At 75.4% G+C, this 19,311-nt stretch carries 21 protein-coding genes and 1 pseudogene; 11 read left to right on the top strand and 11 right to left on the bottom strand.

All coding sequences use genetic code 11. The features are described 5' to 3' along the window. Nucleotides 1-5: 5 nt before the first annotated feature. Complete coding sequence (locus ACQP04_RS14745; RefSeq protein ID WP_433508367.1) at nt 6-899, bottom strand: acyl-CoA desaturase; 894 nt, start codon at nt 897-899, stop codon at nt 6-8. 294 nt (nt 900-1,193) lie between these two features. Between ACQP04_RS14745 and ACQP04_RS14740 the strand changes: the two genes are divergently transcribed. Continuing rightward, a complete protein-coding gene (locus tag ACQP04_RS14740) occupies nt 1,194-1,901 on the top strand; it encodes a dienelactone hydrolase family protein (protein WP_433507599.1) in 708 nt (235 codons plus the stop codon). Between the two features lie 4 nt (nt 1,902-1,905). Here the strand turns inward: ACQP04_RS14740 and ACQP04_RS14735 are convergent, their stop codons facing one another. After that, nucleotides 1,906-2,829, bottom strand: coding sequence for a TIGR03564 family F420-dependent LLM class oxidoreductase (locus ACQP04_RS14735; RefSeq protein WP_433507598.1), 924 nt, complete (start codon nt 2,827-2,829; stop codon nt 1,906-1,908). A gap of 140 nt (nt 2,830-2,969) precedes the next feature. Between ACQP04_RS14735 and ACQP04_RS14730 the strand changes: the two genes are divergently transcribed. Continuing rightward, a complete protein-coding gene (locus tag ACQP04_RS14730) occupies nt 2,970-3,383 on the top strand; it encodes a nuclear transport factor 2 family protein (RefSeq protein ID WP_433507597.1) in 414 nt (137 codons plus the stop codon). A gap of 7 nt (nt 3,384-3,390) precedes the next feature. On the opposite strand, the gene ACQP04_RS14725 is transcribed toward ACQP04_RS14730, so the two are convergent. Continuing rightward, entirely contained in the window at nt 3,391-3,759 is a 369-nt protein-coding gene (locus tag ACQP04_RS14725; RefSeq protein ID WP_433507596.1) for an STAS domain-containing protein, read from the bottom strand. 187 nt (nt 3,760-3,946) lie between these two features. Between ACQP04_RS14725 and ACQP04_RS14720 the strand changes: the two genes are divergently transcribed. Then, entirely contained in the window at nt 3,947-4,549 is a 603-nt protein-coding gene (locus ACQP04_RS14720) for a TetR/AcrR family transcriptional regulator (RefSeq protein WP_433507595.1), read from the top strand. A 67-nt stretch (nt 4,550-4,616) separates the two neighbouring features. Then, nucleotides 4,617-5,255: a heme oxygenase (biliverdin-producing) gene (locus tag ACQP04_RS14715; protein WP_433507594.1), complete on the top strand. Its 639-nt coding sequence runs from the start codon at nt 4,617-4,619 to the stop codon at nt 5,253-5,255. A gap of 28 nt (nt 5,256-5,283) precedes the next feature. Here ACQP04_RS14715 and ACQP04_RS14710 read toward each other — a convergent pair whose 3' ends face one another. Together ACQP04_RS14710 and ACQP04_RS14705 are read right to left on the bottom strand one after the other, a co-directional pair. Next, a complete protein-coding gene (locus tag ACQP04_RS14710; RefSeq protein WP_433507593.1) occupies nt 5,284-6,399 on the bottom strand; it encodes an NDMA-dependent alcohol dehydrogenase in 1,116 nt (371 codons plus the stop codon). Then, nucleotides 6,393-6,617, bottom strand: a complete 225-nt coding sequence (locus ACQP04_RS14705; RefSeq protein WP_433507592.1) for a hypothetical protein — start codon at nt 6,615-6,617, stop codon at nt 6,393-6,395. Before ACQP04_RS14705 ends, ACQP04_RS14710 begins: the two co-directional genes overlap by 7 nt. A 96-nt stretch (nt 6,618-6,713) precedes the next feature. On the opposite strand from ACQP04_RS14705, the gene ACQP04_RS14700 reads away from it, so the two are divergent. Further along, complete coding sequence (locus ACQP04_RS14700; RefSeq protein ID WP_433507591.1) at nt 6,714-7,286, top strand: histidine phosphatase family protein; 573 nt, start codon at nt 6,714-6,716, stop codon at nt 7,284-7,286. A gap of 17 nt (nt 7,287-7,303) precedes the next feature. Here ACQP04_RS14700 and ACQP04_RS14695 read toward each other — a convergent pair whose 3' ends face one another. From ACQP04_RS14695 to ACQP04_RS14685, 3 genes are all read right to left on the bottom strand, one after another. Beyond that, nucleotides 7,304-8,128, bottom strand: coding sequence for an SDR family oxidoreductase (locus tag ACQP04_RS14695; protein WP_433507590.1), 825 nt, complete (start codon nt 8,126-8,128; stop codon nt 7,304-7,306). A gap of 83 nt (nt 8,129-8,211) precedes the next feature. Beyond that, a complete protein-coding gene (locus tag ACQP04_RS14690; RefSeq protein WP_433507589.1) occupies nt 8,212-8,685 on the bottom strand; it encodes an SRPBCC family protein in 474 nt (157 codons plus the stop codon). Nucleotides 8,686-8,705: 20 nt separating this feature from the next. Further along, nucleotides 8,706-9,647: a helix-turn-helix transcriptional regulator gene (locus ACQP04_RS14685; RefSeq protein WP_433507588.1), complete on the bottom strand. Its 942-nt coding sequence runs from the start codon at nt 9,645-9,647 to the stop codon at nt 8,706-8,708. 87 nt (nt 9,648-9,734) lie between these two features. Here ACQP04_RS14685 and ACQP04_RS14680 point away from each other — a divergent pair, with 87 nt between their 5' ends. The 3 genes from ACQP04_RS14680 to ACQP04_RS14670 all read left to right on the top strand — a co-directional run bounded on the left by ACQP04_RS14680 (nt 9,735) and on the right by ACQP04_RS14670 (nt 12,664). After that, nucleotides 9,735-10,133, top strand: a complete 399-nt coding sequence (locus ACQP04_RS14680) for a VOC family protein (protein ID WP_433507587.1) — start codon at nt 9,735-9,737, stop codon at nt 10,131-10,133. Between the two features lie 80 nt (nt 10,134-10,213). After that, nucleotides 10,214-11,566, top strand: coding sequence for an NAD(P)/FAD-dependent oxidoreductase (locus ACQP04_RS14675; protein ID WP_433507586.1), 1,353 nt, complete (start codon nt 10,214-10,216; stop codon nt 11,564-11,566). A 51-nt stretch (nt 11,567-11,617) separates the two neighbouring features. Next, nucleotides 11,618-12,664: a YihY/virulence factor BrkB family protein gene (locus ACQP04_RS14670; RefSeq protein WP_433507585.1), complete on the top strand. Its 1,047-nt coding sequence runs from the start codon at nt 11,618-11,620 to the stop codon at nt 12,662-12,664. Nucleotides 12,665-12,673: 9 nt separating this feature from the next. Here the strand turns inward: ACQP04_RS14670 and ACQP04_RS14665 are convergent, their stop codons facing one another. Both ACQP04_RS14665 and ACQP04_RS14660 read right to left on the bottom strand, forming a co-directional pair. Then, nucleotides 12,674-14,221 carry an FAD-dependent oxidoreductase gene (locus tag ACQP04_RS14665; protein ID WP_433507584.1) on the bottom strand — a complete coding sequence of 516 codons (1,548 nt, stop codon included), beginning with the start codon at nt 14,219-14,221 and terminating at the stop codon, nt 12,674-12,676. After that, on the bottom strand, nt 14,218-15,003 hold the full coding sequence (locus tag ACQP04_RS14660; RefSeq protein ID WP_433507583.1) for a carotenoid biosynthesis protein: 786 nt from the start codon (nt 15,001-15,003) through the stop codon (nt 14,218-14,220). Before ACQP04_RS14660 ends, ACQP04_RS14665 begins: the two co-directional genes overlap by 4 nt. A gap of 143 nt (nt 15,004-15,146) precedes the next feature. Between ACQP04_RS14660 and ACQP04_RS14655 the strand changes: the two genes are divergently transcribed. Both ACQP04_RS14655 and ACQP04_RS14650 read left to right on the top strand, forming a co-directional pair. Further along, nucleotides 15,147-16,271 (top strand): glycosyltransferase, encoded by a 1,125-nt coding sequence (locus ACQP04_RS14655; RefSeq protein WP_433507582.1) that lies wholly within the window; start codon nt 15,147-15,149, stop codon nt 16,269-16,271. Continuing rightward, on the top strand, nt 16,268-17,845 hold the full coding sequence (locus ACQP04_RS14650) for a phytoene desaturase family protein (RefSeq protein WP_433507581.1): 1,578 nt from the start codon (nt 16,268-16,270) through the stop codon (nt 17,843-17,845). The genes ACQP04_RS14655 and ACQP04_RS14650 overlap by 4 nt, the downstream gene beginning before the upstream one ends. Before the next feature lie 52 nt (nt 17,846-17,897). Here ACQP04_RS14650 and ACQP04_RS14645 read toward each other — a convergent pair. After that, nucleotides 17,898-18,239, bottom strand: a pseudogene (locus ACQP04_RS14645) (CDP-alcohol phosphatidyltransferase family protein); the annotation flags it as partial. Nucleotides 18,240-18,449: 210 nt separating this feature from the next. Between ACQP04_RS14645 and ACQP04_RS14640 the strand changes: the two are divergent. Next, nucleotides 18,450-19,262, top strand: coding sequence for a YhjD/YihY/BrkB family envelope integrity protein (locus tag ACQP04_RS14640; RefSeq protein WP_433507580.1), 813 nt, complete (start codon nt 18,450-18,452; stop codon nt 19,260-19,262). Nucleotides 19,263-19,311: the final 49 nt, after the last annotated feature.

The following is a 19,311-nucleotide window of genomic DNA, read 5'->3' as shown; positions in this document are numbered from 1 at the left end:
GAGCGTCAGGCCTGCTGCAGCTGGGTGAGGCGGCGGGTGGTGGGCCAGCGGACGTCGTACGCCCAGCCGAACCGCTCGAACAGCCAGATCACCCGGGCCGAGATGTCGATCTGCCCCTTGAGGACGCCGTGCCGCGCACAGGTCGGGTCGGCGTGGTGCAGGTTGTGCCAGCTCTCGCCCATGGACAGGATCGCCAGCGGCCAGAAGTTGCGGGAGCGGTCGCGCGAGCGGAAGGGCCGCGCCCCGACCATGTGGCAGATCGAGTTGATCGACCAGGTCACGTGGTGGCAGATGCCCATGCGCACCAGGCCGCCCCAGAAGAAGCCGGTCAGCGCGCCGGCCCAGGACCAGGTCAGCAGGCCGCCGAGCACCGCGGGCAGGACCAGGCTCACCACGACCCACAGCCCGAACAGCCCGCTCACCCGGCGCAGCACCTTGTCGGCGAGCAGGTCCGGGATGAAGCGCTCCCAGTTCGTCTTGCGGCGGTCGAAGATCCAGCCGATGTGCGCCCAGAAGAACCCGCGGGCGACCGCCCACGGCGTGGTGCCGTAGCGCCACGGCGAGTGCGGGTCGCCCTCCTTGTCGGAGTAGGCGTGGTGGCGGCGGTGGTCGGCGACCCACGCCATCATCGAGCCCTGGATCGCCATCGAGCCGGTGATCGCCAGGACCACCCGCAGCCACGGCCGCGCCTTGAACGAGCGGTGCGTGAAGTGCCGGTGGTAGCCGACGGTCACGCCCAGGATGCCGACGGTGTAGAAGACCGCGGCGATCACGACGTCCCACCAGCCCAGGCCCCAGCCCCACAGCACGGGGACGGTCGCCAGCAGGGCGAGCACGGGGAGCACCACGAACGCCCAGACCAGCCCCTGCTGCCAGGTGCTGCGGTACTCGCCGATCATCGGCTTGGGGCCCCTCGGGGCCGTGCCCGACTCGGCACCGGAGACGGGGTCGGGAGCGGGGTCGGGGGCGGGGAGGTCGGGGGCCTCGACGCTCAAGCGGGTCACCTCGTGGTGTCGGGGGCGGAGCGGGACGGACTTCAGGCAAGCCTAAGGGCGGGGGTCCGGTACCCGCTGAGTGCAGGGGTAGTCCTCACGCGGTCGCCGTCCGCGTGTCACCGGTCCGGTACCGGCGGGCCACCGGGCCGGACGTGCCAGGATCACCGGGCCCGGCGCCCGGCGACGAGAAGGAGCCCCATGACCCGCTACGAGCGCGTGCCCGCCCCCGACGGCGACGAGTTCGACGCCTACCTGGCCCTCCCGGAGGGCGGCCGCGGCCCCGGCGTCCTCGTGTTCCAGGAGATCTTCGGGATCAACGACAACATCCGCGGGATCTGCGACCGGCTCGCCGGCGAGGGGTACGTCGCCCTGGCGCCCGACATGTTCTGGCGGCTGGAGCGCCGCTTCGAGCGCAAGGACGAGTCCTCCCTGGCCGAGTGCATGGGCATGGTCCAGCGGCTGGACTTCGCGGCCGCCGCGGGCGACATCACCGCCGCGTTCGCCCACCTGCGCGCGATGCCCGAGAGCACCGGCAAGGTCGGCGCGATCGGCTTCTGCCTCGGCGGCACGCTCACCTGGCTGTGCGCCACCACCGCGCGGGTCGACGGCGCCGGCATCGACGCCGCCATCCCCTACTACGGCTCCGGCATCCAGGACATGCTCGACCGCGCCGACGCCCTCGAGTGCCCCGCGCTGTTCCACTACGGCGACCGCGACCCGTTCATCCCGCAGGAGCAGATCGAGAAGGTCGAGGCGGCGGTGGGCGGGAAGCCGCAGGTCGAGGTGCGGCACTACGACGCCGGCCACGCCTTCTCCAACTGGGACGCCCCGTCGATGTACGACGAGCAGGCCGCCGTGGAGGCGTGGGGCCACACCACGGCGTTCCTCGCCCGGCACCTGCGGTAGCGCGCTACTCCCCCTGCGCCCGGAGCAGGGCGCGGGTGCGGGAGCGCTCCTCGGGGTCGGGCGAGAAGGGCAGGGCGACGTACTCGTCCACCCCCGCCTCCCGCAGCTCCCCGAGCCGCTCGGCGACCTCCTGCTCGCCGCCGACGATCGCCGCGTCCTCGGGGCCCGCGTACCCCTCGCGGTCGAGCATCGCCCGGTAGGAGGGCAGCCGGCCGTAGACCGCGAACTGGCGGGCGGCCTCGGCGCGGGCGGCGTCGAGGTGGTCGGTCACGGTGATCGGCAGCGAGGCGACCACCCGCACGGTCCGGCCGGCCTCCTCGGCGGCCGCCCGGATCGTCGGGACCACGTGCTCGGCAAGGGTCCGCGGGCCGGTCATCCAGGTGACCGTGCCGGCGGTGCGGCGCCCGGCGAGCCGCAGCATCTGCGGGCCGAGCGCGGCGAGGTAGACGTCCGGTGCGGGCGCGCCGGGGACCTTCAACGACCCCCGCGTGGTGACGAGCTCGCCCTCGGCCGCGGCCTTCTCCCCCGCCAGCAGCGGGAGCAGCCCGTCGAGGTACTCGGAGAGCCGCCGGACCGGGCGGTCGAACGGCAGCCCCCACACCCCCTCGACGACGGGCCGGTGGCTGAGCCCGAGCCCGAGCGTCAGCCGGCCCTCGCCGATCAGGTTGACGGTGAGCGCGCGCTGGGCCAGCGCCATCGGGTGCTGCGGCTGGATCGGGATCACCCCGGTCCCCACCTCGATCCCGGGCACCTCGCGCAGGGCCACGGCGAGGACGGTGAGCAGGTCCGGCTCGTAGGGCAGCTGCGCGGTCCAGTACCGGCGGAAGCCCTCGTCGCGCAGCCGCGCGAGCTCCTCGACGTAGGCGTCGACGACGGAGCGGCCGCCGCCGTCGCCCAGGTACCCGAACATGCTGATCCGCATCGCCATGCGGCCAGCATCGCAGTCCCGCGGAACCGCGGGTCGGGCTGCTCCGAACGGCCGGGCCGTACGACCGTGGTCCTCCGCCGGGACCGCTCGTACTCTCGCCCGCCCGCAGGACGAACCAGGACGAATCGGGGTGCAGGGACATGACCGACACCGTGGCGCTGGTCCAGGCCGCCTACGACGGACTCGCGAAGGGCGACGCCGGCCCGCTGCTCGAGATCCTGCATCCGGAGGTCGAGTGGAACGAGGCCGAGCACTCGCCGTACTGGCGCGGCGGGCCCTACATCGGGCCGCAGGCGGTCGTCGAGAACGTGCTCGCGAAGCTTGCCGAGGACGCCGAGGACTTCACCGTCGAGGTCAGGCGGATGGTCGGTGCCGGCGACACGGTCCTGGTGGAGGCGCGCTACCGCGCCACGGCGATGACGGGCACCGGGGAGCCGCTCGACGTCCAGGCCGCGCACGTCTGGGACTTCGAGAACGGCAAGGTCGTGCGCTGGCAGCAGTACCTGGACACCTGGGAGATGGCCAGGAAGGGCGGCGTCGAACCCGCGCCCTGAGGCGCCCTCAGCCGCGCACCGCCACCAGGAACGCCGTGACGTCCCGGTGCACCACGAAGTGCCGGTCCAGCCCGAGCAGCACCGCGACCCGGCTCACGCCCGGGTGCGTGTGCAGCCCGGCGAGGTGGACCCGGCCACCGGAGCGGGTGTAGACGCCGAGCAGCGCGCTCACGCCGACCGAGCCGAGGTAGGTGACCTCCGACAGGTCCACCACCATCGCGCGGGCGCCGACCGCGGCCGCGTGCAGGGCGTCGTGCAGCCGCGCCGCGGAGTCCGCGTCGAGCTCTCCGACGAGCCGGAGCGCGACCACCCCGTGGTCCAGGGTCCGGCTCTCCGCCGTGAAGGAGCTGGGCGATCGTTCCAGTGCCCGCGTCACGCCGATGGCCTCCTCGTGCCGTCACACCGCCGGGCCTCACCTTCCCGCCAGGTCAGCGAGGGGTCAACCGGCGGGTGGGTGACGCGATCACCACGTTTGATCGACGTCGGGGCCGGCGACACGTGACACCCGTGCCCGGTCGCCGCACCGCCTCTACGCTGAACGGCGACGGCGGGAGGAGGCCGGCGTGCCGAAGGTGCTCGGGGGGTCGCTCGCCGCCCACCGCGACGAGGTGCGCGCCCGCGTGTTCGCGGCGCTGCGCGAGCTGCTCTACGAGCAGGGTTTCGACGCCGTCACGCTGGCCGGCGTCGCCGCCGCGGCCGGGGTGGGCCGGACGTCGATCTACAACCACTTCCCCGACCGCCAGGCGCTGCTCGTCGCCTTCGTGGAGCACGAGGCGGACCGCTACGTCGCCGACCTCGAGTCGGCGCTGGGCGCCGCGGCCACCCCCACCGACCGGCTCGCCGTCTTCGCGCGCCTGCAGCTGCACCGGCTGGCGGAGTTCCACCTGCCGCCGGGCCGGGGCCTGGCCGGGACCCTGGATCCCGAGGCGTACCGGCGGATCGCGGCGCACGCGGACCCGATCGGCGACCGGCTCGCGCGGATCGTGCGGGAGGGGATCGAGTCGGGCGAGATGGCCGCCGAGGACCCGGCCGTCCTGGTGGCGATGATCGGCGCGGCGCTGTCCGCCCGGCAGATCGTCGACGTACCGCAGGAGGAGCTGGCGGGCTCGGTCGAGGCGGCCGTGCGGATCGTGCTGAGCATGGTCCGGCCCTCGAACTTAGGCTAGCCTCAGTCCGCCGGGTGCTCTAGCATCTTTTCTGACACGGCGTCAGGAAGATGCGGGAGGAACACCCATGGGCGAGCTCTCCACCGGCCTGCGCCGGGCCACGGCCGAGGTCCACGAGCGCGCCCACCACTCCACCTACATGGCCGCCCTGCTCGACGGGCGCCTCCCGCTGTCGGCGTACACCCTGCTCGCCGAGCAGTACCTCGCGGTCTACGGCGCCCTCGAGGCCGCGGGCGACGCGCTGGCGGCCGACCCCGCCGCCGGGCCCTTCGTGATCGACGAGCTGCGCCGGCTGCCCGCGCTGCGGCAGGACGTCGAGGCCCTCGGCGGGACCGTCGACGCGCCCCGGGTGCTGCCCGCGACCGCGACCTACGTGGCCCGGCTGCGCGAGGCGGCCACCGACGCGCCGGTCTTCGTGGCCCACCACTACACCCGCTACCTGGGCGATCTCGCCGGCGGGCAGGTCGTCGGGAAGATCCTGGAGCGCACCTACGGCGTGACCGGACCCGGTGCGCTGTTCTACGACTTCTCCGCGCTGGGCAGCCCGTCGAAGTTCCGCGTCCGCTACCGCGCCCTGCTCGACGGCGCCCCGTGGGACGAGATCGAGCAGCGCCGGGTGGCCGACGAGGCGGTCCGGGCGTTCGAGCTGAACATCGCGATGCTCGACGGGATGGCCGAGGCGACGGGCCTGCCCGCCGCGGCCTGACCCACGGCTCGTCCGGCAGCGGCCGAGCTCAGAAGACGATCACGCCCCGCAGGTTGCGGCCGGCGTGCATGTCGTCGAAGCCGGTGGCGACCTCGTCGAGGGTGTACCGGGTGGTGATCAGCTCGTCGAGCTTGAGCGCGCCCTGCCGGTACAGCTCCAGCTGCGCCGGGATGTCCGCGGTCGGGGCGCTGGCGCCGAACAGCGAGCCCTGCAGCCGCTTCTGGTAGAGCGTCAGCTCCATCAGCGGGATGTCGCCCTCGTGGGTGCGCACGTCGCCGAGCCCGACGACCACGCACGTCCCGCCCTTGCGCACCGCCCGCAGCGCCTGCCCGACATGGGCGCCCGTGGTCACCCCGACGCAGACGATCGACGCGTCCGCCCCCTGGCCGTTGGTCAGCGAGCGGCCGATCTCGGTGGCCTCGCGGATGTCCTCGACGGCGTGCGTCGCGCCGAGGCCGAGCGCCGACTCCCGCTTGAACGCGACCGGGTCGACGGCGATCACCGCCGACGCGCCGGCGTGCGCCGCACCCTGCACCGCGTTGATCCCGATCCCGCCGATGCCCATCACGATCACGACCTGGCCGGGCCGCACCTCGGCGGAGTTGACGGCCGCGCCCCACCCGGTGCCCACGCCGCAGCCGGTCAGGCAGGCGATCTCCAGCGGGATCGACGGGTCGATCTTCACCGCCGACGCCGTGGAGACGGTCGTGTACTCGCAGAAGGTGGACAGCCCGCACATCTGCCCGACCGGCTCGCCGTCGAGGGCGAGCCGGAACGACGTCGGGTCCTCCCAGCGCGCGTTCGTCGCCAGCGAGGCCCCGAGGTCGCAGAGGTTCTGCATGCCGTGCGCGCACCAGCGGCAGCGGCCGCACGCGGGCAGGAACGAGAACACGACGTGGTCGCCCTCGGCGAACCCGGTGGTCCCGGGGCCGACGGCCTCGACGATCCCGGACCCCTCGTGCCCGCCGGCGAACGGCAGGATTCCGACCTTCTGGTCCCCCGTGGCGTGGTGGTCGTCCGAGTGGCAGAGCCCGCTCGCGACCATCCTGACCCGGATCTCGCCGGGTCTCGGGTCGTCGACCTCCAGCTCGACGACCTCGAACCTACCCGGGACCTCGCGCAGCACCGCGCCTCGCGTCAGCACGCGATCACGCTACGCCAGGAACGGCCTCGACCCACGCGTGCGGCGGCCTGCGTCACGCCCGGGCCGTCGAGGGCGTCGAGGCCGACGGGAGGTCCGGTGGCGAGCAGCAGCAGGTCGCCTGCGGGCCCACGGACCTCCTCCCCCTCGCCCGCGGACCAGTCGAGGTCGGTGGCGCGCAGACGCAGGCCGGCGAACCGCTTCCGGGCGACCAGCTCCACCGGTCCCCTCCCGCCCCGCGGGCCGGACGGCCGCGGATGCGGCACTGTGGCGCCCCGGGAGCGCGCCGCCGCACGCGTCGGTCCACACTGGAACCCGTGCGACTCGTGCTGCTGGCCCACGCCGCCACCGCGGCAACCCGGCGGTCCGGGTTCGCCGACGACGAAGGGCTCGAGGCCGACGAGCTCCCCGTCCCGGCCCTCCCCCGCTACGAGGAGGTCCGCTGTGCGCCCTCGCTGCGCTGCCGGCAGACGGCCGACGCGCTCGGCCTGCCCGCCGCCGTCGACGCCGGCCTGACCGGCCTCGACCACGGCAGCTGGGCCGGCCGGGCGCTCGACGACGTCGCGGCCGCCGACCCGGACGGTCTCACCCGCTGGCTCACCGAACCCGACGCCGTGCCGCACGGCGGGGAGTCGATGGCCGCGTTCGTCGGGCGGATCGGCGGGTGGCTGCGGGCGGTGCCGAACCGGCCGGGCGGGCTGCTCGCCGTCGTCGACCCGGCGGTCGTGCGGGCCGCCCTGACCCACGCGCTCGGGGCGCCGGCGACGGCGGTGTGGCGCGTCGACGTCGATCCGCTGTCGGTGGCCGTGCTGGCCGGGGAGCCGGGCCGGTGGAACCTGCACGAGCTGCGGACGGGCCCGGGGCGGGGCGCCGACGGCACCCCGCCCTGAGAGCACGGCCGCGATCGTCAGGCCCGGCCGCCGGCCTCGACCGCGAGCGGCTGGTACTCCCGCCAGGAGGCGAGCCGGCTCTCGTAGTCCGCCTCCGCGATGGCCAGCGGGGCCTCGCCGAAGAAGGCCCGCAGCGGCGGGTCGTCCGAGTCGACCAGCTCGAGGACGGCCGCGCTCGACGCCGCCGGGTCGCCCGACCCGGCCGTGCGCCGGCGACGCTGCTCCGCGGCCTTCTCGCGGAACTCGTCGTAGGCCGGGTTCGGGGTGGCGTGCTTCGCCGAGGCGCCGCCCCAGTCCGTGTCGAAGCCGCCCGGCTCGATCAGCGTCACGTGCACGCCGAAGTCCGCGACCTCCTGGGCGAGGGCCTGGCTGAATCCTTCGAGAGCCCACTTGGACGCGTTGTAGATCCCGATGTTCGGGAACGCCGAGATCCCGCCGATCGAACTGACCTGCAGGATGTGCCCGGAGCCCTGGGCACGCAGGAAGGGCAGCGCCGCCTGGGTGACCCACAGCGCGCCGAACACGTTCGTCTCGATCTGAGCGCGGGCCTCCTGCTCGGAGAGCTCCTCGACCATCCCGAACTGGCCGTACCCGGCGTTGTTCACCACGACGTCGAGCCGGCCGAAGTGCTCGTGCGCCTTCGCCACGGCGGCGAAGTCGGCCTCCCGGTCGGTGACGTCGAGCGTCAGCGGCAGGATCCTGTCGCCGTACTTCGCGACCAGGTCGTCCAGGGTGGACGCGTCGCGCGCGGTGGCCGCGACCGAGTCGCCGCGCTCCAGCGCCGCGATCGTCCACTCGCGCCCGAAGCCGCGGGACGAACCGGTGACGAACCAGACCTTCATGTCTCCACCTTCTCGAGGATCGGCAAGTCTGCCGTCCCGCACAAGGAGCGGAGGATCCTCCGTATTTCGGCGGGTGGGCGCGCTCACACCCGCCGGCGGCGGACGGTCCGGTCGAGGATGCCCAGCGTCGCCTTCAGCGAGGCCTCGGAGACGATCGGGAAGATGTCCTTCTCCCGCCACTCCGGGGCGATGTCGGACCAGTCGTAGTACTGGACCACGCGGGTGCCGCCGTCGGCCGGCTCGAGCCGGTAGCCGTAGACGTGCCCGATCGGCGGGCGGGCCACGCCGACGATCGTCCAGGCGATCTCCCGGTCCTGCTCGTAGCGGGTGATCGTGACCGTGACGTCGTACTTCCCCAGCTCCGGGATGTCGCCGAGGGCCTCGCGGTCCATGTGGACCACGAAGGTGTCCCCCACCGCCGAGACGGGCTCGCCGGTCGCGTCCATCAGCATCCCCGACGCGTCGACGTCGACGTGGCCCTGCGGGTCGCGCAGCACGGCGAACACCTCGGCCGGATCGGCGTCGACCGTGCGGGAGACCTCGATGCGCTCGCTCATGCCCGCACTCTGCACGGTGATCATCCGTACCGCTCGGCGAGCAGCCGCCCGATCCGCGCGAGCCCCGCACGGACCTCGACGTTGTCCGTGCCCTCCGACTCCACCTCCACGTACCCCGCCCACCCGGCCAGCTGCTCGGCCAGCGCGCCCGGGGTCTGGGCGGTGACCGTGACGCGCACGCGGCCGTCGCCGGCGTCGGCGACGTCCGGGCCGAGGTGGCGGCCGAACCGGTCGCGCAGCACGGGGACCAGCCGCGCCTCGACCAGCACCGTGGCGGTCGCCGAGGAGCGGCGGCGCTCCAGCAGCTCGACGGTCCCGCGCCACGCCTCGGTGAGGGAGAGCTCGTCGGGCCGGTCCGCGGCGAGGTCGGTGAGCTCGGCGTCGGCGATCCGGTCGACGCGGAAGGTGCGGCGCCCGTCGGCCGTGCCGGCGAGCAGGTACCAGGTGGCCGACTTGTCGACCAGGCCCCACGGTTCGACGAGCCGCTCCCGCCCGCCGTAGCCGAACCGCACCTTGCGCCGACGCACGACCGCCTCCTGCAGCAGGTCCACCCGGGCGTCGCGGGGCGCCTCCCGCTCGCCCCACCGCGCCGGGTCGACGAGCACGGCACCGGCCGCCCTCTCCGCCTCGGCCCGGAAGGTCTCGGGCAGGGCCCGGGTGAGCTTGCGCAGCGCCGAGCGCAGCTCGGGCGCGGCCCGCGCCTCCGGCCCGGCGAGCAGGAAGAGCGCCCGGGCCTCCCCCGCCGTCAGCCCGGTCAGGTCGGTGCGCGCCCCGCCCACCAGGGACCAGCCGCCCCCGCGACCGGGCTGCGGGTAGACCGGCACGCCCGCGGCCGAGAGCGCCCCCAGGTCCCGGCGGGCGGTCGCGACCGAGATCTCCAGCTCCTCGGCCACCTGCCCGGCGGTCACGCGGCCGCGGGCCTGCATCAGCAGCAGGATCGCGACGAGTCGGTCGGCACGCACGCCCGGAAGTATTCTCGAGAAAGTGCTCATTCGGTGAGCACTTCTCGGGCGCATGCTCGCTCCACACACCGGATCGAGGAGGACGACATGCTCCAGGGAATGGCCACCCACAACTTCTTCGCCGCCGACCTCGACGCCGCGCGCGCCTGGTACTCGGACCTCTTCGGCGCCGAGCCCTACTTCGTGGTGGAGGGCGGGTACATCGAGTGGCGCCTCGGCCCGCGCGAGGACGAGTTCGGCATCGTGAACGCCGCCTACGCCCCTCACCCGACCGGCAGCCCCGCCGGATCGATCACCTTCTGGGCCGTCGACGACGTCACCGTCGCGCTCGACGCACTGCTCGCCCACGGCGCCACGAAGCACGACGACGTCCGCGAGCGCGGCCCCGGCTTCGTCACCGCCTCCGTGGTCGACCCGTTCGGCAACGTCCTGGGGATCATGGAGAACGTCCACTTCGCCGAGGGGGTCCGCGCCGCGGGCGGATGACGGGACCCGCTTGCCGTGTCGGACCCGGGATGGTCGGGTAAGGGTCAGTGATCGGGGACACGACGGACGGAGGAGCACAGATGGCGATCGCGGACGTGGTGCGCAAGGTCCGGAGGCAGCCGTCGCCGGGGTCCGGCGACAACCTGCCGCACGTCGTGGTGGTCGGTGCCGGGTTCGCCGGGCACACCGCCGCGAGGGGGCTGCTGCGCCGGCTGCGCGGCCGCGCCCGGATCACCGTGATCGACCAGAACGACCACTTCCTCTACCTGCCGCTGCTGCCCGAGGTCGCGGTCGGCGCACTCGAGCCGCGGCGGATCGCGGTGCCGCTCGTGCAGTCGTTGCGCGGCGCGGAGATCGTGGTCGGCGAGGTCCAGCACATCGACGTCGACGCCCGCACCGTCACGTGGATCGACCAGGAGGGCGGCACCGGGCAGCTGTCCTACGACCGGCTCGTCCTCGCGGTCGGCAGCGTCAACAAGCTGCTGCCGGTGCCGGGCGTCGCCGAGTACGCGCACGGCTTCCGCGGGCTGCCCGAGGCCCTCTACCTGCGCGACCACATGACCCGGCAGATCGAGCTGGCGGCCACCACGAGCGACCCGGCCGAGAAGGCGTCGCGCTGCACCTTCGTGGTGGTCGGGGCCGGCTACACCGGCACCGAGGTCGCCGCGCAGGGCGCGTCGTTCACCGCGCAGCTGGCGAAGGACCACCCGTCGCTGCGGGACGTCCCGGTGCGCTGGATGCTGCTCGACATCGCGAAGCGGGTGCTGCCCGAGCTCGACGAGCGGCTCTCGCACACGGCGGACGCGGTGCTGCGCGAACGGGGCGTCGACGTCCGCATGGGCCAGTCCGTGGCCGAGGCGCTGCCGAAGTGCGTGCGCCTCACCGACTCCGACGAGGAGGTGCCGACGCACACCCTCATCTGGTGCGTCGGGGTGCGGCCCGACCCGATCGTCGAGGACCTGGGCCTGCCGGCCGAGCGCGGCCGGCTCGTCGTCGGGACGGACCTGGCCGTGGCGGGGCACCCGGAGATCGTGGCCTGCGGCGACTCGGCCGCCGTCCCGGACGTCACGCGGCCCGGCTCGGCCACCGCCATGACCGCCCAGCACGCCACCCGCCAGGGTGCGCTGGCCGCCCGCAACGTGGCCGCGTCGCTGGGCCACGGCGCGCCGCGGGCGTACAAGCACAGCGACCTCGGGTTCGTGGTCGAGCTCGGCGGGGTCGACGCGGCGGCGAACCCGCTCGGCGTGCCGCTGTCCGGGCTGCCCGCGACCGCGGTCACCCGCGGCTACCACCTGCTCTCCATGCCGGGCAACCGGATCCGGGTCGCCACGGACTGGCTGCTCGACGCCGTGCTCCCCCGCCAGGCCGTCGCACTCGGCGTGGTGCGGGGGCAGCACGTGCCGCTGGACACGTCACCGGCGAAGGCGGGCTGATCCGCCGGGAGACACGGTTCACCGGCCCGTCCGCCGGGCATCCCGCCCGACATGACGAGCCGAACCGACACGACACGCGCGGGCCGCGGGGGCCGGGGCGTCGACCACCGGCGCAACGACGGACCTCCGGGGCGCGAGGCCGACAACCCGGTGCGGATCCCGCCCCGCGGCTGGCTGCAGGTGGTGAAGCGGGCCTGGGCCGAGGGGAAGGACGACAACGTCCCGATCCTGGCGGGCGGGGTCGCCTTCTTCGCCTTCCTGGCGCTCTTCCCCGCGATGATCGCGGCGCTCACGCTCTACGGCCTGGTCGCCGATCCGGCGCAGGTCGCGGCCCAGGTCAACGACCTCGCCGCCGCCCTGCCCGAGACCGCCCGCCCGATCATCACCGACCAGCTCAACGCCGTGGCCGGCAGCAGCGACCGCGCCCTGGGCATCGGCTTGGTCGTGTCGATCCTGGCGGCCCTGTGGAGCGCCTCGGGCGGCACGATGAACCTGATCAAGGCCACGAACCTGGCCTACGACGAGAAGGAGACCCGCGGGTTCCTCAAGCTCCGCGGCACCGCGCTGGCCCTCACCCTCGGCGCGGTGGTGTTCGTGCTGCTCGCGGTGGCGCTCGTGGCGGTCGTGCCCCCTGTGTTCGACGCGCTCGGCCTCGGCGGCATCGCGCTCGTCGTCGCGCAGATCATCCGCTGGGCGCTGCTCGTGGCGCTGGTGATCGCGGCCCTCGCGGTCGTCTACCGGGTCGCCCCGGACCGCGACGCACCCCGGTTCGCCTGGGTCAGCACCGGCGCGCTGGTCGCGACGCTCCTGTGGATCATCGGCAGCCTCGCCTTCAGCTTCTACGTGAACAACTTCGGCAGCTACAACAAGACCTACGGCGCCCTGGCCGGCGTGATCGTCCTGATGCTGTGGCTGTACCTGACCAGCTACATCGTGCTGCTGGGCGCGGAGATCAACGCGGAGAGCGAGCGGCAGACCGAGCAGGACACCACCAAGGGCGAGCCGCTGCCGATGGGCGAGCGCGGGGCGACGGCGGCCGACACCATCGCCGACCCGCCGGAGCCGCAGAAGGAGAACCGGCAGGGGGCGAACCGGTAGCCGGCCCGGTCAGGCACGGCCGCGGATCCGCGGCACCCCGGCCAGCAGCCCCCGCTGCGGGACGCCGTCGACCGGTTCGGCGGCGGCGCCCGCCTCGGCGAGCACGTCGTTGGCGGCCAGGACCCCGGACATCGCCGCCCGCTCCATGAGCCCGGCGAGGTAGGGCAGCTCCACGAAGTCCCCGGCCACCCGCACCCCGCGGGCGTCGGTGCGCACCCCCGGGCGGGTCCCGGCCCGCCCGGGCGGGAAGGCCGGGGCCGTGGCCTCGTGCCGCTGGTGGGTGTGCAGCACCTCGGCCCCGCCGACCTCCGGCCAGAGCCCGACGAGCTCGGCGTACATCGCCTCGGTCGCCGCCTTGGCGTCGGGCTCGGGGCAGGCGTAGGAGTGCAGCTCGACGACGGACCCGCCGGTCCGGGCCGCCCATTCGGCCGACGGCGCCTCCAGCCGCGAGTACACCGTGATCGAGTCGAGGGTGCGCTCGCCGGAGACCGCGCTGAACACCGCCCGCCCCGGCGCGACGTCCCGGTCGAGCCACAGCCGGGTGACGGCGAAGGGCGGTGCGGTCCCCAGCCCCGCGCACTGCGCCGCGAGCCGCGGGGCCGACGCCGCCGCGGCCGGCGACGCCTCGAGGAGCCCGCGCAGCCCGGCGGGATCCAGGGCGAGCACGACGTGCCGGGTGGTCAGGTCACCGGCGTCCGTGCCCAGCCGCCACCCCTGACCGTCGGGCTCGAGGCGGGTGACCCGGCTGTCGGTCCGCACCTCCGCCCCGTGCGCGCGCAGGTGCGCGGCGAGCGGGTCCCAGATCGCGGTCCGGTGGTCGGTGACCGGGGCGTCGAAGCCGATGCCCTCCGGGTTGCCCAGGAAGTAGTAGTGGAACATCGCGACCAGCTCGCCCGCGGAGAGCCCGTCCTGGTCGCAGAAGAAGGACCGGGCGAAGGCCTCGAACAGCATCCCGCGGGTGCGCTCGGACATCCCGAGCCGGTCGAGGAAGGCGGCGGCGTCGACGCCGTCGAGCTCCGCGGTCGTCGTCGCACGGTCGTAGGCGAGGAGGGCACGGCCGGCGTCGGGGTCGGCGCCCGCCATGTCCCGCCAGCTCAGGCTCTTCGAGCGCAGGATCAGCGTGAGCAGGTTGAGCGGCGGCGCCGCAGGCAGGCCGGAGAGGTCCTCGTCCGGCCACCGCCGCGAGATCACCGGGTAGCCGTCGACCGGCCCCAGGAACCCCAGCCCCGGATCGATCCGGGCCAGCACCGCCCGCCAGGTGTAGTAGTGCCGGAAGAAGGCGTGGAACCCGTGCTCGACGACCTGCTCGGTCCCGTCCGGCAGCACCTCCGGCCACGCGCCGAGCCGGCCGCCGAGGTGCTCGGCGGCCTCCAGCAGGCGCACCCGCACGCCGCGCTCGGCGAGCACGACCGCGGCACCGACGCCGGCCACCCCCGCCCCGACGACCACCGCCTCGGTCCCGGGCGGCACCTCCCAAGGCAGGGCCGGATCGGGCACGACGAGGCGCCGCCGGCGCATCCGCAGCGGGGCGGCCCGGCTCGTCAGCGGATCGGTCATCGCCGGGCTCCCACGAGCCGCGGCAGGGCCGCGCGGGCGAACGGGACGGCGACGGCCCCCATCAGCACGCCGCCGACCAGCGCCGAGCCCGGCAGGCCGAAGAAGGCCAGGTGAGCGAGGACCGAGGAGCCGTAGACCCACAGGTAGAGCGCCGTGGCCGGGGCGGACGGACGCTCGTGGGCGGGCAGGACGGCGTGCAGCGCCGCCACGACCAGCGCGGACACCAGCAGCCAGCCCGCGTAGTTGGTCAACGGGATCCCGGGGATCAGCGGCAGCCCTGGCCCGGGGTCGAGCCAGCGCCAGTGGCCCGCGTCGACCATCTGCGGGTCGAGGAAGACGTCCCAGGCCGCCAGCGCGGCCGCCCCGACGGCGACGACGCCGATGCGCGACCGCGCCAGCGTCCGCCCGACGACGAGCGCGGGCCAGGCCATCATCGTCCACGCCAGCGGCACGACCACGGGAACGTCGAGCAGCTCGGGCCCCAGGGTGCCGGTGTAGGTGTAGGCGCCGAACGGGATGCCGGTGCGCAGCCCGAGGGCCTCCGCCACCAGCCCGCCCCCGCCGGCCACGGCGAGGAGCAGCAGGCCGCCGCGGGCGCCGTGCAGCCGGGTGGCGTCGCACAGCGAGGCAGCCGCGAACACCACGACCGAGAGCACGGTCACCTGGGTGCGCAGCGCCTCCGGGGTGAGCGGGTAGGCGATCTGGACCAGCACCGCGCCCGCCACGAGCATCCAGGTCAGGCCGGGCGCTCGCCCGCGCACGGGGGGAGCGGTTCGGAGCACGCGTCGTCCTTCCAGGGGCGCGGGACCGGGCGCGGCGCCACCCGGGGCCCTCCGACCTTCCCGCGAGTCCGGCGCGTCCGCGACTCGAACGCCCGGCCGGGGGTCGAGTCGCGGGCCCGGCCGGCGGCTCCTAGGGTTCGGCCGTGACCGCCGCGCGCCTTCCCGGACCGCTCCGGGCCGCGGCCACCGCCGGCTCCGCGCTCGCCGTCCTCGGCACCCTGCACCAGCTGCGCAACCAGCGAGAGCTGCGCACCCCGCCCGCCGCTCCCCCACCGGTCACCGTGCCCGTCTCGCTCCTGGTGCCGGCCCGCGACGAAGCCCGCCGCATCGGCCCCACGATCCGCTCGCTGTGCGCGCAGACCGGGTTGGCGGAGGCCGAGATCCTCGTGCTCGACGACGGCTCCACGGACGGCACCGCCGCGGTCGTCCGGGCGGCGGCCGGCGGCGATCCGCGGCTTCGGGTGCTCACCGGTACCCCGCCCCCGCCCGGCCGGCTCGGCAAGCCGCACGCCTGCGCCCAGCTCGCCGCCGCGGCCCGGGGCGAGGTGCTGGTGTTCGTCGACGCGGACGTGGTGCTCGCCCCGCACGCGGTGGCCGCCGCGGTCGCCGTGCTCCGCGGCCCCGCCCCGCTCGACCTGCTCTGCCCTTGGCCCCGGCAGGTCGCCGAGGGGGTCGCGGCCCGGCTCGTCCAGCCGCTCCTGGCCTGGTCCTGGCTGGTCACGCTGCCGCTGCGGGTCGCCGAGCGGTCGGGCCGGCCGTCGCTGGTCGCCGCTAACGGGCAGTTCCTCCTCGTCGAGGCGGCGGCGCTCGCGCGGGCCGGCGGCTGGGAGGCCGTGGCCGGCGCGGTGCTCGACGACATCGCGCTGGCCCGCGCGGTCCGGGGGGCCGGCGGACGGACCGGTGTCGCCGACGGCTCCGCGCTCGCCACCTGCCGGATGTACGACGACGGGCGGCAGCTCGCCGCGGGGTACCGCAAGTCGCTGTGGGCGGCGTTCGGGTCCGCCCCGGGCGCGGCCGGGGTGGCCGCACTGCTCGCGCTGGTCTACGTCCTGCCCGCGGTCGCGGCGCTGCGCGGCTCGCGGGCGGGCGCGCTGGGGTACGCCGCGGGCGTCGCCAGCCGGGTGCTCGCCGCCCGCCGGACCGGCGCCCGCACCTGGCCCGATGCCGCCGCCCACCCCGTCTCGATCGCCGCGCTCCTCGGACTGCTCGCCTCCTCGTGGGCCGGACGACGGGCGGGCACGCTGACCTGGAAGGGCCGCACGCTGTGAGCCGGGTGGTGGTCGTCGGCGCCGGGGTCGGCGGGCTGGCCGCGGCGGCCCGGCTGGCGGCCCTGGGGCACGAGGTGGCGCTGCACGAGCGCGCGGACACCCACGGCGGCAAGCTCGGCGTCGCCGAGGTCGGCGGGTTCACGTTCGACACCGGGCCCTCGCTGCTCACCCTGCCCGCAGTGCTCGAGGACGTCTTCACGGCGACCGGCGGACCGTCCGGGCTGGCCCTGGAGCCGGTCGACCCGGTGTGCGCCTACACGTTCGGCGACGGCGCCCGGCTCGAGATGCCGCACGATCCGGACGCCGTGCCGGCCGCCCTCGACGCCGCGCTCGGGCCCGGGTCCGGCGCCGCCTGGCGGGCGCTGTACGAGCGGTCCGGGCGGCTCTGGGACCTCGTCGGCGAGCCCGTGCTGCGCCGCCCGCTCGACCTGCGCACGCTGCTGCGGATGTCGGCGCGGCTGCAGGACCTGCGGGCGGTCGCGCCGTGGCGGACGCTCGACGGGCTCGGTCGTGCGCTCCTGCCCGACCCGCGGCTGCGCACCTGGTTCGCCCGCTACGCGACCTACTCCGGCTCGGACTTCCGCCGCACGCCCGCGGTGCTGTCCGTGACGCCGTACGTGGAGCAGCGGTTCGGCGGCTGGTACGTCCGCGGCGGGCTGCGCCGCATCGCCGACGCGCTCCTCGACCGGTGCCGGGCCCTCGGCGTCGTCGTGCACCTCGGGTCGGAGGTCGAGGCGGTGACCGTCGCGGACGGGGCCGTCCGGGGCGTCCGGGTCGGCGGCCGCGAGGTGCCGGCCGACGTCGTCGTGTGCAACGCCGACGCCTCCGTGCTCTACGAACGGCTGCTGCCCGCCGGGACCGCGCGGCGCACCCGCCGCGACCTGCGCCGCGCCCCGCGGTCGCTGGCCGGGTTCGTCCTGCTGCTGGGCCTCGACGGGCGCGATCCCGGCCCCGCACACCGGGTCTGGTTCCCGAGGGACTACACCGCCGAGTTCGACGCGATCTTCGGGGGCCACCCCCGGCCCGTCCCCGACCCGACGATCTACGTGCACGCCCCGGACGACCCCGCGCTCCGGCCGGACGACGCGGGTGAGGGCTGGTTCGTGCTGGTCAACGCGCCCGTGCACGATCCCGGCCGCGGCGTGGACTGGGACGAACCCGGGCTGCGCGAGCGCTACGCCGACCACGTCCTCGCCACGCTGGCCGCGCGCGGCACGGACGTCCGGGACCGGCTCCGCGTCCGGGAGATCCGCACGCCGGCCGATCTCGAACGGAACGCCGGCGCTCCCGGCGGGGCGATCTACGGCACCGCCTCGCACGGGCCGCGCGCCGCGCTGCGCCGCCCGGCCAACCGCTCCCCCGTCCCCGGGCTCTACCTGGTCGGCGGCTCGGCGCACCCGGGCGGCGGGCTGCCGCTCGTGCTGCTCTCCGCCGAGATCACGGCCGGGCTCGTCGGTCCGGCGGGAACTCCGGCGGGATCGCGCGCAGCATCCCCACCACGAGCTGCACGAGTCCCAGCACGCCCACGACCGTCCAGGCGACCACGAGCACCATGGCCCAGTCCCAGCCGATGAGCGGCGTGCCCGCGGGCAGCGCCCCCGCCCCCAGCGCGGCCCCCGCCACGACGATCACCCGGGTCGGCCGCTCCGCCACCGTCACCGCGCCGACCCCGGGCATCCCGACGGACTGCGCCCGAGCCCGCACGTACTCGTGCAGCAGCGCCAGCGCCGCGGCGCCCACCGCCCACGCCACCGGTGCACCGAGCGCCACCAGCACCGCGACCAGCAGGAGGTCGCCCACGCGGTCCGCGGCGGCGTCGACGACCGCGCCGAGCGGCCGGGCCCGGCCGGTGCGCAGGGCCACGGCGCCGTCGAGCCCGTCGAGGATCCCACCGGCCACCACGAGCGCGGCGGCGAGCAGGGGCCAGCGCCCACCCGCGGCGGCGGCACCCCACGCGCCGGCCAGCACCAGCACGCCCGCCAGCGACAGCAGGTCCGGCGGCACGCGGCCGGCCGGGCCTGCGGCGAGCCCCTGCACCAGGCGCAGCCACCCGCGCACCACCGCCGACGGCTGCACGCCGGAGTGCAGGGCGGACCACCCCGCGACACCTGTCCCTGGCTCCTCCACGGCGCCAGCCTCGCACCGCCGTGCGGTCCGCGCCCGCCACAGGAGCGGCCGATGACCTCGGTGCGCACGCCACGCGCCCTCCTGCGCGAGACGGCCCGGTCCTTCCCGGGCAGCGACGTCGCGCTGTGGGCCGCCGGAGCCACGTTCTTCGGGTTGCTCGGTCTGGTTCCGCTCGCGCTGGTCTCGTTGCGGGTCGCCGGGGTGCTCGTCGGGCCGGACGCGCTGCGGGCCGGCATGGACACCGCGATCTCCGGGCTCCCGGGCGGGCACGGGACCCCCGCGGCGCTGCGCACGCTGACCGCGACGGCGCTCGACATGTCCTGGGTGCAGACGCTCGTCGTGCTCTTCCCGGCCAGCCTCTACGGCGAGGGGTTGCGCCGCGCGTTCCTGCAGCTCTCCCCCGCCCGGGACCGGTTCACCGGGTGGCGGGGGCGGCTGGGCCTGCTCGCGCTCGCCGTCGTCGCCCCCGTGCTGGTGCTCGCCGTGCTCGCCGCCGCCCCGCTCGTCGCGCCCCTCTACCTGCACGGCGGGTGGTGGCTGGTGCTGGGCGTGGTCGTCGCCTTCCACGTCGTGTGGGTCACCGTGTCGGTGGCCCTGGTGCTGGTGTTCCGGCTGGTCGGCCCCGGCCGGATCGGGTGGAAGGCGCTGCTGCTCGGCGGGTTCGGCACCGGGTCCGTGCTCGCCGGGTTCCTGCAGGGGTTCCTGCTGTTCCTCGCCATCCCTGTCGAGTGGTCGGCCCCGTTCGGCGGGCTCCCGATCGTCGGCGCGGTGTCGGCGCTCGCGCTGTGGCTCTACCTGCTGCACGTTCTGCTGCTCGCGGGCTACCGGGCCACGCTCGTGGCCGACGACGTCCTGCACGGCTGACTTCCTTCGTCCGCGTCGACTCGCGCGGGGCCCGATCCCGGGTCATGCT

This window comes from Pseudonocardia halophobica (genome assembly GCF_050948485.1).
Classification (GTDB): domain Bacteria; phylum Actinomycetota; class Actinomycetes; order Mycobacteriales; family Pseudonocardiaceae; genus Pseudonocardia; species Pseudonocardia halophobica.
Note: the sequence above shows the minus strand (reverse complement) of the source record. Positions and strands in the feature narration are given on the sequence as shown.